This window comes from Pseudomonas sp. Y3 TE3536 (assembly GCF_053629175.1).
Window position 1 is genome coordinate 3,708,226 of sequence record NZ_JBRJHU010000001.1, and the last position, 14,308, is coordinate 3,722,533.

At 61.9% G+C, this 14,308-nt stretch carries 11 protein-coding genes and 1 pseudogene; 3 read left to right on the plus strand and 9 right to left on the minus strand.

Annotated elements, in window-relative coordinates:
• Nucleotides 1-25: 25 nt before the first annotated feature.
• Entirely contained in the window at nt 26-922 is an 897-nt protein-coding gene (locus tag AB7M33_RS16790; RefSeq protein WP_265969479.1) for a DMT family transporter, read from the plus strand.
• A 147-nt stretch (nt 923-1,069) separates the two neighbouring features.
• Nucleotides 1,070-1,996, plus strand: coding sequence for a class I SAM-dependent methyltransferase (locus AB7M33_RS16795; protein WP_454243146.1), 927 nt, complete (start codon nt 1,070-1,072; stop codon nt 1,994-1,996).
• Nucleotides 1,997-2,115: 119 nt separating this feature from the next.
• Here AB7M33_RS16795 and AB7M33_RS16800 read toward each other — a convergent pair whose 3' ends face one another.
• From AB7M33_RS16800 to AB7M33_RS16815, 4 genes are all read right to left on the minus strand, one after another.
• The gene (locus tag AB7M33_RS16800) at nt 2,116-4,140 is read right to left on the minus strand and encodes a mechanosensitive ion channel family protein (protein ID WP_454243147.1); all 2,025 of its coding nucleotides are present in this window, start codon (nt 4,138-4,140) and stop codon (nt 2,116-2,118) included.
• A gap of 93 nt (nt 4,141-4,233) precedes the next feature.
• A complete protein-coding gene (locus AB7M33_RS16805; RefSeq protein WP_454243148.1) occupies nt 4,234-5,436 on the minus strand; it encodes an alginate lyase family protein in 1,203 nt (400 codons plus the stop codon).
• A gap of 103 nt (nt 5,437-5,539) precedes the next feature.
• Nucleotides 5,540-6,538 (minus strand): sulfate ABC transporter substrate-binding protein, encoded by a 999-nt coding sequence (locus AB7M33_RS16810; protein ID WP_085272522.1) that lies wholly within the window; start codon nt 6,536-6,538, stop codon nt 5,540-5,542.
• Between the two features lie 217 nt (nt 6,539-6,755).
• Entirely contained in the window at nt 6,756-7,577 is an 822-nt protein-coding gene (locus AB7M33_RS16815; protein ID WP_265969739.1) for an ion transporter, read from the minus strand.
• 181 nt (nt 7,578-7,758) lie between these two features.
• On the opposite strand from AB7M33_RS16815, the pseudogene AB7M33_RS16820 reads away from it, so the two are divergent.
• Nucleotides 7,759-8,022, plus strand: a pseudogene (locus AB7M33_RS16820) (RHS repeat-associated core domain-containing protein); the annotation flags it as partial.
• Nucleotides 8,023-8,480: 458 nt separating this feature from the next.
• Here AB7M33_RS16820 and AB7M33_RS16825 read toward each other — a convergent pair.
• The 5 genes from AB7M33_RS16825 to hyi form a co-directional block, all read right to left on the minus strand.
• The gene (locus AB7M33_RS16825; RefSeq protein WP_027592973.1) at nt 8,481-9,356 is read right to left on the minus strand and encodes an urea transporter; all 876 of its coding nucleotides are present in this window, start codon (nt 9,354-9,356) and stop codon (nt 8,481-8,483) included.
• Nucleotides 9,357-9,543: 187 nt separating this feature from the next.
• A complete protein-coding gene (gene pyk / locus AB7M33_RS16830; RefSeq protein ID WP_454243149.1) occupies nt 9,544-10,959 on the minus strand; it encodes a pyruvate kinase in 1,416 nt (471 codons plus the stop codon).
• Complete coding sequence (locus AB7M33_RS16835) at nt 10,956-12,230, minus strand: glycerate kinase type-2 family protein (protein WP_099428673.1); 1,275 nt, start codon at nt 12,228-12,230, stop codon at nt 10,956-10,958. The genes pyk and AB7M33_RS16835 overlap by 4 nt, the downstream gene beginning before the upstream one ends.
• Nucleotides 12,231-12,453: 223 nt before the next feature.
• Complete coding sequence (locus AB7M33_RS16840; protein WP_027592970.1) at nt 12,454-13,350, minus strand: 2-hydroxy-3-oxopropionate reductase; 897 nt, start codon at nt 13,348-13,350, stop codon at nt 12,454-12,456.
• Nucleotides 13,351-13,516: 166 nt separating this feature from the next.
• Entirely contained in the window at nt 13,517-14,299 is a 783-nt protein-coding gene (gene hyi, locus AB7M33_RS16845) for a hydroxypyruvate isomerase (RefSeq protein ID WP_099428675.1), read from the minus strand.
• Between the last annotated feature and the right edge of the window lie 9 nt (nt 14,300-14,308).

The following is a 14,308-nucleotide window of genomic DNA, read 5'->3' on the forward strand; positions in this document are numbered from 1 at the left end:
TTGCCATTATCAACGGAGGTGTGAGATGGACAGTTCATTGCGCCGTGGCTCGCTGGAAATGGTCGCTGCCATGCTGATTTCCGGGACCATCGGCTGGTTCGTGCTGGTGTCGGGCCAGCCAGTACTCGACGTGGTGTTCTGGCGGTGCGTGTTCGGTACCGGCACGTTGCTGGTGATCTGCGCGGCCTTGGGCTTTCTCAAGCCGGGTGTGATCGGCCGCACGGCGTTTGTGCTGGCGATTGCCAGCGGTGTGGCCATCGTCGGCAATTGGGTGTTGCTGTTCGCCTCTTATTCACGCGCTTCGATCGCCATCGGCACCGCCGTTTACAACGTCCAACCGTTCATGCTGGTGGGCCTGGCGGCTGTGTTTCTGGGCGAGAAGATCACCTTGCCCAAGGTCACCTGGTTGAGCGTTGCCTTCCTGGGCATGCTGGCTATCGTCAGCGCCCACGGCGTGGGGCAGGGCAGTGGCGAGGATTACCTGCTGGGCATTGGCCTGGCGCTGGGCGCGGCGTTTTTGTATGCAATCGCTGCGTTGATCATCAAGCGCCTTAAAGGTACGCCACCGCACCTGATTGCATTGATCCAGGTTGCCACCGGCGTGCTGCTGCTGGCGCCGTGGGTCAAGCTGAGTGGGTTGCCGGGTGAGACTTCGGCGCTGGCCAGCCTGGTGACCCTCGGCATCGTTCATACCGGGGTGATGTATGTGTTGCTGTACAGCGCTATCCAGCGCTTGCCTACCGCACTGACTGGCGCGCTGTCGTTCGTTTACCCGATTGCGGCAATTCTTGTCGACTGGGTGGCCTTTGGGCACCGGCTGGCACCGTTGCAATGGCTGGGTGTGGCACTGATTCTGCTGGCAGCGGCGGGGATGCAGCAGGGATGGTGGTTTAGTTCTGCGCGGGTTGCAGCCAAACATTGAGGTGACCTTGCGGGCCTCTTCGCGGGTAAACCCGCTCCCACAGGTATCGTGCCGTCTTTAGAAGCGGTGGAGTACGGGTGGGAGCGGGTTTACCCGCGAAGAGGCCCGCAAGGGTAGAATGCCGCTTTTTCCAGCTTGCGACCCGCCATGACCTCGCCGATCCAGACCCTTGAGCAACACCTGCTCGCCGCCCTCGACCCCGCCCCACAGGAAACCCGTCGCCTGTTCCACGGCCGTGGCCGCTGCTGGCCGGGCCTTGAGCAGGTGACGGTGGACTGGCTGCAAGGTGTGCTGTCGGTGGCGCTGTTCCGTGAGCCGCCTGAAGGCCAACTGGAAGAGCTGGAGGCCATGCTGCGTACCCTCGCCCAGCGCCCGCAGTGGAATGGCCAGGCCATCCTCATCCAGCACCGCTACCTGCCGGACAGCCCCGGCCAATGGCTGTGGGGCGAGCCGTGCCAGCAGCGGGAGGTCGTCGAGGACGGCCTGACTTACCTGCTGGACCTGGGCGTACGTCAGAACAATGGGCTGTTCCTGGACATGCGCTATGGCCGACGCTGGGTACGCGAACAGGCAGCAGGCAAGCGGGTGCTCAACCTGTTTGCCTATACCTGCGGTTTCTCGGTAGCGGCCATTGCGGGTGGGGCGGAGCAGGTAGTGAACCTGGACATGGCCAAGTCGGCGTTGTCCCGCGGGCGAGACAACCACCGGCTCAATGGCCACGATGCGTCACGGGTGGCGTACCTGGGGCATGAGCTGTTCAAGTCCTGGGGCAAGGTGCGTAAGTACGGGCCCTATGACCTGATCATCATCGACCCGCCCACCTTCCAGAAGGGCAGCTTTGTGCTGACCCAGGATTACGCGAAGATTCTGCGGCGGTTGCCGGAGCTGCTGAGTGAGGGCGGGACCGTGCTGGCCTGTGTGAACGACCCGGCGATCGGGCCAGCGTTTTTGATCGAAGGCATGGCCGAGCAGGCGCCGGCGTTGGCTTTTGTCGAGCGGCTGGAGAACCCGCCGGAGTTTCCTGATGCGGATCCGGCTGGGGGCCTTAAAGCCTTGGTATTCCGGCAGGGTTGAGGCTTGCTTTGCCGGCCCCTTCGCGGGCAAGCCCGCTCCCACAGGATCAGCTCAACATTCGAGCGCAGTAGAGCGCTGTGGGAGCGGGCTTGCCCGCGAAAGGGCCGGTGAAGCCTGCATCACGCTGAAACTCCACGCATAGGCAGCGGATACACCTGGGCAAAGTTCACCTGCTCCGTCTGGTCCACCCGCTTCTTCAGCCGCTCGTTGAACGCGCGGCTCACCGCATACTGCCCACCGGAAATGGTGCGGAACTGCGCCGTCAGCACAAACCCGTTCAAGTCCATGCGGTCCACCCCGAATACCTGCAATGGCCCCTGCAGGTTGATGCGCAGCAGTGGATCGTCGCTGATCGACTGCCCCACCTCATGGATCAGCGCCAGCGACTGGTCCACATCGCTGTCGTAGGTGAATTGCACCGAGAAAAACGCATAGGCGAACTGCCGCGACTGGTTGGTAACCGCCTTGATCTGGCCAAACGGCACCGAGTGCACAAACCCCTTGCCGTCGCGCAGGCGCAGGGTACGGATGGTCAGGCTTTCGACAGTGCCGGCGTGGCCGGAGTCGAGCACCACCCAGTCGCCGATCGAAATGGTGTCTTCGATCAAGATGAACAGCCCGGTGATCACGTCCTGCACCAGTTGCTGCGAGCCAAAGCCGATGGCCAGGCCGATCACCCCGGCACCGGCCAGCAGCGGCGCGACGTTGATGCCCAGGTTGGCCATGGTGGTGATGGTGCAGATGACGATCAGCACCACTTTGATGGCATTGCGCAGCATGGGCAGGATGGTCCGCACCCGCGTGCTCGGCTGGCGCGCGGTACGGCGCCCGGGCGCTGGTTTGAGCGCTTCCTGGATAGCGGTGTCGAGCACCACCCAGAGCAGCCAGGTGACCAGCAGGATCAGGCCGATGCTCGACAGCGAATTGCTGATGGCCTGGCCCAGGCGGTTGCTCAGGGCGAAGCCGATCACCGAGACGCCCCAGATACGCCCCAGCAGTTCGATGAAGGCCACCGCCATGGCAATGCGCAGCAGCGCGTGGGCCAGGCTGCGCAGCAGTTCCTTGTAAGGCCGTACCCGTTGCCCAGCATCGGCTTCGCGGGGCGCCAACAGGTGTTGCAGCAAAGTACTGAGAAACACCGTGGACACCAGCAGCACCGTGGTCAGCAAGGCTTTTTGCAGCGCCTTCTGGCTTTCTTCGCCAGCGCCGATCAGGTGAATGGCCGAGACCAGGATCATCAGCAGGATCGGCAAATACCACACCACCGAGAAGATGCGCAGGGTTTCCTGCACCGCCCGGTGTTGCAGGCGGTCCTTGAAGGCGCGATTGCGGATCAGGTGGGCAACCGGGCGGCGCAGGCGAATCACCAGGCTGGCAAAGATGACTGTGGCGGTGAGGCCGGTGAATACCGCGATGCTGGCGGTGATGTTGCCGCCTAACTGGCGGGCGATCTGCGGGCTGGTCAGCGCATCGCTCCAGGCAGCCAGGAAGCCGATCAGGAACAGCGGGCGCGGTGCCAGGCGTTTGATCACTGCCACGGCCGAGCGTTTGTGGCCGGCATCGAACAAGGTGACCAGGCACAGGATGATCGAGGTAGAGAATAGGCCGCTGCTGGTGGCGTACGCCAGGCTCAGGCCCAGGGCGCGGGCGATCGATGGGTCAAGGAAGCGGCTGACATACAAGGTCAGCGGCAAGCTGGCCAGGGCGGGAAGCGTATAGGGCAGCAGGTAGCCGAGCAGGCTGCTGGCGCGCGGGCGGTCGCGCAGCCATGTCGTGCGGGCGCTGCGCGTGGCGCCCCAGCGGCCAAGGGTGGTGAGCACTGCGAAGGCCGCAGCCCAAGTGAATGTCAGCAGGATGAAGTTACCTGCCAAGGTGAGCGAGTCACTGGCCGAATGGCGATCGACCAGGCGTTCCACTTCCTTGGCTGCACGGTCGGTGCGTAGGCGCCAGGCGTCGACCAAGTGGGCATCTAGGTCAAGCTCCTGGGCGGCACTGTCCAGGCCGTCGGCCAAGGCACCGAGCAGGCCGCCCTGAAGTACCGGCTTCGGTTCGGCAGGTTGTGCGTCGTTGGGGGCGGGGTCGGCCGCCAGCAGGTGGGTGCTCAGCAGGCAGCCGAGCAGCAGGGTGGTGAGGTAGCGCAGCACTGGAGTACTCCTTGGGCCGGGATGAGCGGGGCAGGGTTACTCCAGAAACTGAGCCGTTCAGCGGCGCGAAAGTTCGATGTGCGTGTGCTGGGGTCAGCGATTGCCTTGCAGTGAGCCCGTCAGCCCATGGGTGAGCGTTTCCCAGCGCAGGTGGAACGCGCCCACTAGTGGGCGTTTTTTTGCCAGAAATGTTTGCGTCTCGGGCAGGTTCACCCCTTTGCGCAGTGCGTAATGGTTGTAGGCAATTTCGAAGGTGCCGCTGATGTTCTCGCGGATAGGCCCTTCGCAGAGCGGCTGCGGGTTGTTGCCATTCATCTGCGCGCTATGCAGTTCCAGCGCTGCGACGATGCGTTGCTGCTCTTTGCTATACAAATCGACGCCCTGCAGCCTGGCGGTTTCTGCGACGTTGATGATGGCTGCCAAGCCCATCGAAGTGTGGGCGAGGTCACGGCAGGTTTCTTGGCTAAGGCCCTTCACGTAGTGAGTGGGAAAGTGCCAGTGCGCCTTGATCCGGTCGTCATCGAGCCTGCACCACGGCGCATTGGGCGGCCTGTTATCGTCTTGCTCGTCATATATATAAGCAGGTACGAGTTGATGCCAACGCCCGATGGCTTCGTCGAATAATGCGCGGTCATCCGTGACGATACCGATATTGGTCATTGCCTCAATCGCGGTGGCATGCCAGTTCTTGTTATGGCACAGCGAGCCAGAGATGAACATCTGCTTGATATTAGGGAGGTGCTGCTCTGTGAGCATTTTCTTAACCTTCGCCCGTTCATCCGACAACCAACCGGTGTAGCCTTCATCGACGATTTCAAGGCCCCGGCTAAAGAGTGCGGCGGTCCAGGCAGCTTGCAATGGACCATTACTTGCCTGATGTCCGCCCGTGAGCGTCGTTGCCCACGCCAGCAGAACGCTTCTAACATTCGCGGCATATTGAGGATTACCGGTATACGACCACAGCAACGCCTGTGTGTACGTCGTCGCTGCGTCATCCATTTCTTCAAAGCAGCCAACGCGCGGATTAGTGGAGCCTGAGCCGCATTCAACCGTGGCGAAGGGGGTGGCCTTGTAGTCCTCAGCGGCCCATTTACTGTCTTTGGCTTGCGCAAAGGCATCCTTCCAAGGCTGCGTGTCTAATCGGGCTTTGACGAAATTCAAAAGTGCAGTGTCAACCAGGATGCCAGGGTGGTTCAGTGGCAGACCGACAGTCGGCGAAAGGCTTTGGGAGTCTGCAGAAATGGCCGTACTGAGGCCTGCAAGGGTGAGGGCGGAGATTAAAAGGAATATACGCATGGTTAGTGCCTCATTGAGTCATGAGGCCCATGCTGCCAAGTTTCTGAAGTACGGCTACTGCTAGAACTATCAGTAGCCGTACGGCGAGGACTGTGTTTGTAAGTTACTGCCCGCTGTAAATCTGGTCGAACACACCACCGTCGTTGAAGTGGGTCTTCTGCACGGTACGCCAGTCACCAAAGGTTTTTTCTACCGACAGGAAGTCCACTTTCGGGAAGCGGTCGGTGTACTTGGCCAGCACCGCCGGATCACGTGGGCGCAGGTAGTTGTTTGCAGCGATTTCTTGTGCCGCTGGCGACCACAGGTACTTCAGGTATTCCTCGGCCACGGCCTGGGTACCTTTTTTCGCCACCACCTTGTCGACCACGCTCACCGGTGGCTCGGCTTCGGCCGAAACACTTGGGTAGACCACTTCGAACTGGTCGCGGCCGAACTCGCGGGCGATCATTTCGGCTTCGTTTTCGAAGGTCACCAGTACGTCGCCGATCTGGTTGGTCATGAAGGTGGTGGTCGCGGCGCGGCCACCGGTATCCAGCACTGGCGCCTGTTTGAACAGTTTGCCGACGAAATCGCGGGCCTTGGTCTCGTCACCGCCTTGCTTGAGCACATAGCCCCACGCCGAGAGGTAGGTGTAACGGCCGTTACCCGAGGTTTTCGGGTTGGGCACGATCACTTGTACGCCGTCCTTGAGCAGGTCTGGCCAGTCTTTGAGTGCCTTGGGGTTGCCTTTGCGCACGATGAACACGGTGGCCGAGGTGAACGGCGCGCTGTTGTTCGGCAGGCGGGTGACCCAGTTGTCTGGCACCAACTTGCCGTTGTCGACCAGGGCGTTGATGTCGGTGGCCATGTTCATGGTGATGACATCGGCCGGCAGGCCGTCGATCACCGCGCGCGCTTGCTTGCTCGAGCCGCCGAAGGACATCTGCACATTGACCTTCTCGTTGTGCTCGGCTTCCCAGTGTTTCTGGAAGGCCGGGTTGTAGTCCTTGTAGAAGTCGCGCATCACGTCGTAGGACACGTTGAGCAGGGTCGGGGCGGCCTGGGCGAGGTTGCCGAGGGCCAGGCCTGCGGCGAGCAGCGAGGCGGTGAAGAGTTTTTTCACGTTGCTTCCTTGTTCTTGAAGGTGATTGGGGCAGATTGCCAGCGACTATAGCGGCTGGGTTTGTGCGGGTTAAAGAACAAAAACGACTTTGGTTATGCTTCTGCCTGTGCCGGCCTTTTCGCGGGTAAACCCGCTCCCACAGGATCACCACAGGCCTGAGCAGTGCGCGTTCCCTGTGGCAGCGGGTTTACCCGCGAAAGGGCCGGCACAGGCAGCATCACTGCTTGGGAAATAGCCCATTGCCGCAGCGCGAACAGAATGACGCATCGTGTTCGTGGCTGCTCTTGCGGCAGGTTGGGCAGTCATGCTGCAACTGCTCCCCACGCATGGCATTGGCCAATTCTGCGGTAAAGATGCCGGTAGGCACGGCGATGATCGAATAACCGGTGATCATCACCAGTGACGACAGCACCTGCCCCAGCGGCGTCTTCGGCACGATATCGCCAAAGCCCACCGTGGTCAGGGTGACAATGGCCCAATAGATGCCTTTGGGAATGCTGGTAAAGCCGTGCTCCGGCCCTTCGATCACGTACATCAAGGTGCCGAACACCGTCACTAGGGTCGAGACAGTGACCAGGAACACGATGATCTTCTGCTTGCTGCCCCGCAGCGCGGCCATCAGGTAGTTGGCCTGCTTGAGGTACTGGCCAAGCTTGAGCACGCGGAAGATCCGCAGCATGCGGATGACCCGGATGATCAGCAGGTATTGCGCGTCGCTGTAATAGAGGGCGATGACCCCGGGGACGATCGCCAGCAGGTCGACCAGGCCGTAGAAGCTGAAGGCGTACCGCAGGGGCTTGGGCGAGCAGTACAGGCGCGTGAGGTATTCGGCCAGGAAGATCGCGGTGAAGCCCCATTCGATGGCAGCGAGCAGGCCGGCGTAGCCTTGGTGTATTTCGTCGATGCTGTCGAGGATCACCGTGACCAGGCTGGCAAGGATGATCAGCAGAAGGGTCTTGTCGAAGCGGCGCCCGGCGACGGTGTCGGTCTGGAAGACGATGACGTAGAGCCGCTCACGTATTGATTGCGGGGTTTGCATGGTTTTTGTTCCGGGTGCGTAAGCATTAAGCCTAGAAGGTCAGCGCTTGGGCCTGCAACAGGGCGAGCTGGCAATAATGCCAGTTGTGAGACGCGAATGTTGGCCGCAGAATGGCATCAGGTATGGGCGAGCGTGTGAGTCGGTCATGAATAGGGCAGCTGACCAGCCTGGCTTGGTATTACAGACGCTATCGTATAGCGCTTATGGCCATTCGGTGGAAGGGTCGGGTACTTCGCTGGGTTTCAACGGCGAGCGGAGAAGCGGGGTTCTGCATGGCTATGGATTGGGCAATGGACATCGGTTCTATCGCCCCGCGTTGATGCGCTTTTTAAGCCCGGATGCTTTGAGCCCGTTTGGTAAGGGCGGAGTCAACTCTTATGCCTATTGCCAATGCGATCCAGTCAATCGCTTAGACCCCACTGGGGGATACGGGTTTTTCAGTCTCTTCCTGGGGCGAGCAAGGCCACTTAAAGCCAATCCAGCGCCCCCGGAGTTAAAAACAGGTCCGGGAAGGTATGTGCAAGCGCGAATTACTTCGATGGAATTTGTTGAAGTGGTCGGTTCCGGGTCTAGTGAGCTCTTGCAGGGCGCGCAGAGACGCTCGTACGGGGTGCCGGACTTGATCATAGGCGGGCCTTCTTTTTATGAGCGTGAATCCTTTTGGAAGGAGGTACGGTATTGGGAGCACAGACCAGCTACTGAGCCGATGAGCGTGGACCAGATGGTACCCAATCACCAGCGTGCCCAGAGCAGTGAAATTGGCAATATTGAGCGTAGGATGGTTTTAGTCAGGGAGCAGCAGGAGCGGGAGGAAGTTGTGAATCGGGTGTTCGTTTTCGGCGACGTTTCTTAAATATGACTGCTTGTCTGTGAGAGACCGGCACGTCCGATGTGCTTCAGTCATCAATTGGGTAGACGCCAGGAGTATCGCCGCAGTAAAAGTTGCCAGAACTGGTTACCTGAATGCATTAGCCAGCAGGCCAGTACAAAGGGGGCTGTCAGTCCTGAAATCGGCATCAAGTTCAACAGCGCTTGCAGCAACAGGGCCAGGGCAATTGCCAACAACGTCACCCAGGGTTTTTCACTCTGGCGGCTGAAGGCCAGTGCCGCCAGCGCTGCGTTGAAGCCGTATAGTCCCATCCAGGCCACCTGCGCCTGGTCGATGAGCAGCGCGACGCCGCCCCCGATGGCAGAGCCGATCACGGCCCACATAGCCGCGTAGGGGCTGGCGATGAACATGCCGACGATGATCAGCAGCCCGGCGAATGGGTTATCAAGCAGGAAGATCTGGCCGACACCGCGCGCCAGGGCGTACAGCGGGTCTGGCTCGGCAAAGACAGCCGTCGAGGGTTCAGCGATCAGCAAAGCGCCCCAGCCCAACAGCACGAACGGCGCCGTATAAGCGATCAGCAACTTGCCACCGCGCTTGCGCCATTGGTGGGTGATGATGCTCGATAGCCCACCGGCTGCGAGGATCAGCGGCGGCATGATCGCTGACCACGGCAGTACCGCACTGATCAGGATGCCGATCAGCACGCCGTTGTAACAGTACAACCCGGCCTGGCGGTCGGCGCGGTCGTAGCCGCGGCGCTGGGCGGTGAGCAGGCCTGCAAGGGCGCCGAGCAGGGCGCCGCCGACCAGGTTGGGGGCGGTCAGCAGGATGGCCAGCAGGCAGCACAGGCCGCACAGGGGGTTGCGCAGCAGCAGCACCTGGCTGAAGCCGTTGAGCAGCGCCGTGGCCCAGTCGGGGCACGGGTTGACGAAATTTTTGGTGTACATGGGCAGTCGGTAAGGTTGATTGAAAAGCGGTGGGCCTCTTTGGGCCTCGGTTTTCCGCAGGGTTTTTGACGCTGAGCAAGGGGAGGGCTTTGCCCTCCATCGCAGGCAAGCCAGCTCCTACAGGGACCGCGTACGGCCTGTGGGAGCCGGCTTGCCGGCGAAAGGGGCGCAGAGCGCCCCCCGGATTTCAGACCAAGGTCTCGATCCGCAGCGTATTAGTCGAACCCGGCTTGCCGAAAGGCACACCGGCGGTGATCAACAGCGTGTCCCCACGGCTGGCCATGCCTTGCGCCTGGGCAATTTCCAACGCGGTCGAGCAGATTTCGTCAACCTGACGCAGGCGGTCGTTGACCACCGAATGCACACCCCAGGCCACGCTCAGGCGGCGCGCCGTGTTCAGGTTCGGCGTCAGGTTGAGGATCGGCGCCCGTGGCCGCTCGCGCGCGGCACGTAGCGTCGAGGCGCCCGACTCGCTGTAGTTGACCAGCACCGCCACCGGCAGAATGCCGCTGATACGGCGGATCGCGCAGCTGATGGCGTCCGACACGGTGGCTTCGGCTTTCGGCCGGCCAACGTCGAGCTGGGCCTGGTAGTCGGGGCCGTTTTCCACTTGGCGGATGATCTTGCTCATCATCTGCACGGCTTCCAACGGGTAGTCGCCTGACGCGGTCTCGGCTGACAGCATCACCGCATCAGCACCCTCGGCCACGGCGTTGGCCACGTCGGTGACTTCGGCGCGGGTGGGCGCAGGCGAGAAGCGCATGGATTCGAGCATCTGCGTGGCCACCACCACCGGTTTACCCAGCTGGCGGCAGGTGCCGATGATGCGCTTCTGGATCTGCGGCACGCTTTCGGCGGGTACTTCCACGCCCAGGTCACCGCGGGCCACCATGATCGCGTCGGACAGTTCGGCAATCGCTTGCAACTGGTCGACCGCCGAGGGTTTCTCGATCTTGGCCATCAGGTAGGCGCGGTCACCGATCAGCTGGCGTGCTTCGACAATGTCTTCAGGGCGCTGCACAAACGACAGGGCCACCCAGTCAACACCCAGCTCCAGGCCGAAGGCCAGGTCGCGCCGGTCCTTCTCGGTGAGCGGGGAGAGGTCGAGCACCGCTTGCGGCACGTTGACGCCCTTGCGGTCGGACAGTTCGCCACCGTTCAGCACTTCGGTGTCGATGGCGTCACTGTGCTTGGCGGTCACGCGCAGGCGCAACTTGCCGTCATCGAGCAGCAGGTCCATGCCGGGTTCCAGCGCAGCGATGATCTCTGGGTGCGGCAGGTTGACCCGGCGGCTATCGCCCGGTGCCTTGTCCAAGTCCAGGCGCAGTGCCTGGCCACGTTGCAGTTGCACCTTGCCTTCAGCAAAACGGCCCACGCGCAGCTTTGGCCCCTGCAAGTCCATGAGGATGCCCAGCGGGTAGTTCAGTTGCTGCTCGACTTCGCGGATCCACTGATAGCGCAGGGCATGGTCGGCGTGCTCGCCGTGGCTGAAGTTGAGGCGGAAGATGTTCACCCCGGCTTCGACCAGTTGACGGATGTCGTCGATGCCGTTGATCGCAGGGCCAAGGGTGGCGAGGATTTTGACTTTTTTATCAGGCGTCATGATTGCGGAGTCTCGAGGATCAGAATGGCGCGGAAGTCGTTGACGTTGGTGCGTGTCGGTTCGGTGACGATCAACGCATCGAGCGCGGCGAAGTAGCCGTAGCCGTTGTTGTTGTCCAGCTCGTCACTGGCCGACAGGCCCAAGGCTTCGGCGCGGGCATAACTGCAAGGGGTCATGAAGGCGCCGGCGTTTTCTTCGGAGCCATCAATGCCGTCGGTGTCACCGGCCAGCGCGTACACGCCCGGCAGGCCCTTGAGGTTTTCGGTGAGGCTGAGCAGGAACTCGGCGTTGCGCCCGCCGCGGCCGTTGCCGCGTACGGTGACGGTGGTTTCGCCACCCGACAGGATCACGCAGGGTGCCTTGAGCGGCTGGCCGTGCAAAACGATCTGCCGGGCAATGCCAGCATGCACCTTCGCCACTTCACGCGACTCGCCCTCCAGGTCGCCCAGAATCAGCGGGCTGAAGCCAGCCTGGCGCGCTTTGACGGCGGCGGCTTCCAGCGACTGCTGGGGCTTGGCGATCAGTTGGAAATGGCTGCGGGCCAGAGCCGGGTCATCGGCCTTGACGGTTTCCGAGGCCGGGTTGTTGAGCCAGTCGATGACGGCCTTGGGCGCTTCGATGTTGTACCGCTTGAGGATGGCCAAGGCGTCGGCGCTGGTGCTTGGGTCGGCGACGGTGGGGCCGGAGGCGATGACCGTGGCCAGGTCGCCCGGTACATCGGAAATGGCATAGGTGTAGACCGTGGCCGGCCAGCAGGCCTTGGCCAGGCGGCCACCCTTGATCGCCGAGAGGTGCTTGCGCACGCAGTTCATCTCGCCGATGGTGGCGCCGGACTTGAGCAGCGCCTTGTTGATGTGTTGCTTGTCGGCCAGGGTCAGGCCCTCGGCGGGCAGTGCCAGCAATGCCGAACCACCGCCAGAGAGCAGGAAGATGACACGGTCGTCTTCGTTCAGGTTGCTGACCAGCTCCAGCACGCGCTTGGCCACGGCCAGGCCGGCGGCATCGGGGACCGGGTGAGCGGCCTCGACCACCTCGATTTTCTGGCAGTTGGCGCCGTGGCCGTAACGGGTGACGACGAGGCCGGACACTTCGCCCTGCCAGCTTTTCTCGACCACTTCGGCCATGGCGGCTGCGGCCTTGCCGGCGCCGATGACGATGACCCGGCCGCTACGGTCGGCGGGCAGGTAGGGTTCGAGGACTTGGCGCGGGTGGGCGGCGGCGATGGCTGTGTCGAACAGCTCGCGAAGAATTTTTTGCGGATCGACCGACATGGCAGGCTCCCAAATTATTGTTGTTCTGCAGAATCGAAAACGCCCCTGGAACTGCCTCCGTGCAGGCCGAACCAGGGGCGGGTGTTGCTCGGTGTTGGGTCAGAGACCCTGGGGGCGCTTTGCGCCCCTTTCGCGACACAAGGCCGCTCCTACAGGAGACCGCGATCCCTGTAGGAGCGGCCTTGCGTCGCGAAAGGGCTGCAAAGCAGCCCCCAAATTCAGCTTACTTGCCTTCGTCGCGGATCGAGAAGTTGGCCATGTGCTCCAGGCCTTTGATCAGCGCCGAGTGGTCCCAGTTGCCGCCACCCAGGGCCTGGCAGGTGTTGAACACTTGCTGGGCGTTGGAGGTGTTGGGCAGGTTGATGCCCAGTTCCTTGGCGCCTTGCAGGGCCAGGTTCAGGTCCTTCTGGTGCAGGTTGATGCGGAAGCCTGGGTCGAAAGTGCCTTTGATCATGCGCTCGGCGTGCACTTCGAGGATTTTCGACGAAGCGAAGCCGCCCATCAGTGCTTCACGCACCTTGGCTGGGTCGGCGCCGTTCTTGGCGGCGAACAGCAGGGCTTCGGCAACCGCCTGGATGTTCAGCGCAACGATGATCTGGTTGGCCACCTTGGCGGTCTGGCCGTCGCCGTTGCCACCCACGCGGGTGATGTTCTTGCCCATGGCTTCGAACAGCGGCAGGGCGCGCTCGAAGGCTTTCGGGCAGCCACCGACCATGATGCTCAGGGTCGCGGCCTTGGCGCCGACTTCACCGCCGGACACCGGGGCGTCCAGGTAGGCGGCGCCGGTGGCCTTGATCTTCTCGGCGAAGGCTTTGGTAGCGGTCGGCGAGATCGAGCTCATGTCGATCACGACCTTGTTCGGGCCGACACCTTCGGCCACGCCGTTCTCACCGAACAGGACGGCTTCTACCTGTGGGGTGTCGGGGACCATGACGATGATGAATTCAGCTTCCTGGGCCACTTCTTTCGGGTTGGCCAGGGCCACCGCGCCAGCGGCGATCAGGTCGGCCGGGGCGGCATCGTGGTGGGTGGAAACGAACAGGCTGTGACCTGCTTTTTGCAGGTTCTGAGCCATGGGCTTGCCCATGATGCCGGTGCCGATAAAGCCGATTTTAGCCATGAGAGATTACCTCGTTGTATTTGTTGAATCTCGATGGAGCAGGCAATGCAGGCCCTTGTAGGAGCAGCCTTGTGCTGCGAAGAGGCCGGTATGACAGGCAGATCTTCTAGCGCAGCGATGGCCTCTTCGCAGCACAAGGCTGCTCCTACACAGTGCGTATGCGCCCTTAAATTGCGTTGTGGGTCTTCAGCCAGCCCAGGCCCGCTTCAGTGGTGGTCAGCGGCTTGTACTCTGCGCCCACCCAACCCTGGTAGCCGATGCGGTCCAGGTGCTCGAACAGGAAGCGGTAGTTGATCTCGCCGGTGCCTGGCTCGTTGCGGCCTGGGTTGTCGGCCAGCTGGATGTGGTTGATCAGTTTCAGGTTGGCTTCCATGGTGCGAGCCAAGTCACCTTCCATGATCTGCATGTGGTAGATGTCGTACTGCAGGAACAGGTTGTCGCTGCCGACTTCGGCCTGGATTTCCAGGGCTTGCTTCGTGGTATTCAGGTAGAAGCCTGGGATGTCGCGGGTGTTGATCATTTCCATGACCAGGCGGATCCCGGCGGCTTTCAGTTTTTCGGCGGCAAACTTCAGGTTGTCGACGAAGGTCTTGCGCACCTCGGCGCATTGCAGGCCTTGCGGGCGGATGCCGGCCAGGGCGTTGACCTGGGTATTGCCCAGGACCTTGGCGTATTCGATGGCCTTGTCGACACCGGCGCGGAACTCTTCAACGCGGTCGGGGTGGCAGGTGATGCCACGCTCGCCTTTGGCCCAGTCGCCGGCCGGCAGGTTGAACAGCACCTGGGTCAGGCCGTGCGCATCGAGCTGCTGCTTGATTTCGGCGGCGCTGAAATCGTACGGGAAGAGGTATTCGACGCCGCTGAAACCAGCATCGGCGGCGGCCTTGAAGCGGGCCAGGAAGTCCTGTTCGGTGAACAGCATGGACAGGTTGGCAGCGAAGCGAGGCATGAGTTGTCT